Origin of the sequence: Acidovorax sp. HMWF018, assembly GCF_003061035.1 — a bacterium.
Lineage (GTDB): Bacteria > Pseudomonadota > Gammaproteobacteria > Burkholderiales > Burkholderiaceae_C > Acidovorax > Acidovorax delafieldii.
In genome coordinates, this window is sequence record NZ_QAIM01000010.1 from 3445 (window position 1) to 5741 (window position 2297).

Below are 2297 nucleotides of genomic sequence, written 5' to 3' on the forward strand. Positions count from 1 at the left end.
TGGCACGCTCGTGTGCGGGCAGGTCGGGGTTGATGCATTCGGGGCGGGTCAGCGCCAGGACAGCACGGGCGCGCTGCTCGGCATCGGCCACGGGCATGGCCAGCAGGCGGCGAAAGGCCTCGCCCTCGTAGCAGACCTGCATGCGGCCTTCGACCTCGTAGGTGGCAAAGCGCACGCCGTAGCCATTGGCCACATCCAGGTGTGCCGACAAGGTAGCGCCCGAGGCCTTGCCCGGCACGGCCACCGAGGCACGGCGCGCCAAGCGGTCGGCAAAGGTGCCCAGGGCATCGAAAGCCTGGGCGCCCTCCACACCCGCCAGGGCCTTGGCGGGCGCGGCCTGCAGGTAAGCGGCGGTGAGGCCAATGCCCAGCGCTTCGGCGCCCGGGGTGTCCTGCACAAAGCGCATCACAGCCAGCAGCGCGGGGCCTTCTGCCTCGGTCAGGGCCACGCGGCGCACATCGCTGGCGCGGATGAAGCCACCGCGCTCACGCTTGTGGTCCCACACCTGCAAATAGTCGAGGCGTTCGCCACGCACTTCGAGCACTTCGCCCTGCCACAGGCTGGCCTGCTGCTGGGCTCCGTCACGGGGGGCAGCGCGCAGGTTGGCCTGGTCTTGCACCACGATGGCGCTGCCCTGGGCGCTGGGCGATGGCTGGGGGGCAGCCTCGGCCACCACGGTCACTGCGGCGCTGGCCACGGCTGCCAACAAAGTTGCGAAGGTCGCGTTCATGTTCACTGCTCCACGGCTTGGGTGGTGGTGGCGTCGTCGGCCACGGCCGCAGCCTGGGCGGCCCCAGCCTGGGCGTTGCGGTTGCCGCCCAGCAGCGCGGCACCAATGAAGTCGCCATTGGTGGGCGGGGGCGCGATGATGACCTGGATCTTGTCCGAGAGCTTGTCGGCCAGCGTCTTCTGGATGAGCAGCGGGTGTTTGGTCACCAGTGCGCCTTCGCGGGCCATTTGCTCGGCATTGACCTTGCCCACGCGGTCCATGCGGTAGGCCTCGGCCTCGGCCAGCTTCTGGCGGGCGTCGGCCTCGCCGTTGGCTTCGATGCGGCGGGCCTGGGCACTGCCCTCAGCGGCTTTCACGCGGGCCACACGTTCAGCTTCAGCTTCGAGCTGGCGCTGTTCGATCTGGCGCTGCTTGAAGGGCAGCACGTGCTTCATGGCCTCTTCCTGGGCCTTGGCGGCAATGACCTGCTCGCGCGCTGCAGCCTCGGCGGCCACCTCGCGGCGCACCTTGTCGGCGCTGGCGTCCAGCTCGGTTTCCTTCACACGCTTGTCTTTCAGCTCCAGCGTGTAGCGCATTTTTTCGGACGCCAACTCTTCGGCCAGCAAGCTATCCATGCCACGGCGGTATTCGGCGGGCAGGTCCACCTTGCCGATCTGCAGGCTGCGCAGCGTCACGCCATCGGCAGCCAGGCGGGCGCGCAGTTCGGTTTCGATGATCTGTGCAATTTCGGCGCGCTTGGACGAGAAGATTTCACGCACCGTGTAGCGGGCAAACACCTTGTAGACCAGGCCCTGCACGGCGGGCTCCACGATGTCGACGCCCACGTTGTCGGGCAGGTTGCCGGCCTTGACGGCGGGCGAGTTGGGGTCCAGGGCATAGCGCACGCTCAGGTCCAGCCCCAGCGACAGGCCTTCCACCGACTGCAGCGGCGCACTGCCCGTGGCCTGGCGCATGGCTTCGGGACGGTAGCTCTGGTCACGCAGCGAGAACAGGCGCACCGTGTGCAGGCCGGGCACCACCCACACGCTGCCATCGCGCCACAGGCTCACGGCACCGGTGAACTGATTCAGACGCACACCCAGGTCGCCTTGCGCCAGGTGTTGCACCGGCGGATTGCGGTACACCATCAGGCCTGCAGCGGCCACCACAGCGCCAGCGGTCAGCCAGCGCACGGTGCGGGCGGTGGGCAGCAGGTAGGCCCAGTTCAGGTGAGGGGCTTCGGCGCCGCGTGCATCGGCTGCCACAGGGCTTTGCAATTCAGCCTCCAGCACGGGCTCCGTGCCTGCTTCGGACAAAGGGGTAGAGCGGCGGCCCTTCAGGGTCTGCACGATGCGATTCCAGGTGGCTTTCATGGTGTTTCTCTCTCAGGTTGGTTCGGTGTTGTTGTCGTTTCTGAGCCGTCGCCGTGGCTGGCTCATTGAGGACCGATTGTTCGAATCCACCCCGGAAGCAACAACGCAGTGCAGCCCCCAATGCGCTCACACCGGTCGCACGAACCTTCCGGTCCCGGAAGAAAAACTCACACCGCCCAGAACGGGGCGCCGGGATAATCCACCCACCCCTCTAC

At 67.5% G+C, this 2297-nt stretch carries 2 protein-coding genes and 1 pseudogene; 1 reads left to right on the top strand and 2 read right to left on the bottom strand.

What is annotated here, in order from left to right:
• A pseudogene (locus DBR23_RS30120) lies at positions 1-730 on the bottom strand (hypothetical protein); the annotation flags it as partial.
• Positions 731-732: 2 nt separating this feature from the next.
• Complete coding sequence (locus DBR23_RS00325) at positions 733-2082, bottom strand: SPFH domain-containing protein (protein ID WP_108496930.1); 1350 nt, start codon at positions 2080-2082, stop codon at positions 733-735.
• Between DBR23_RS00325 and DBR23_RS30125 the strand changes: the two genes are divergently transcribed.
• Positions 2081-2297 (top strand): hypothetical protein (locus DBR23_RS30125; RefSeq protein WP_233250194.1); only part of this gene is annotated, 217 nt, incomplete at its 3' end. The genes DBR23_RS00325 and DBR23_RS30125 overlap by 2 nt on opposite strands.

What these genes read in the sequence shown, in the direction of transcription:
- DBR23_RS00325 (WP_108496930.1), bottom strand. Translation starts at nt 2,082, where the DNA reads ATGAAAGCCACCTGGAATCGCATCGTGCAGACCCTGAAGGGCCGCCGC.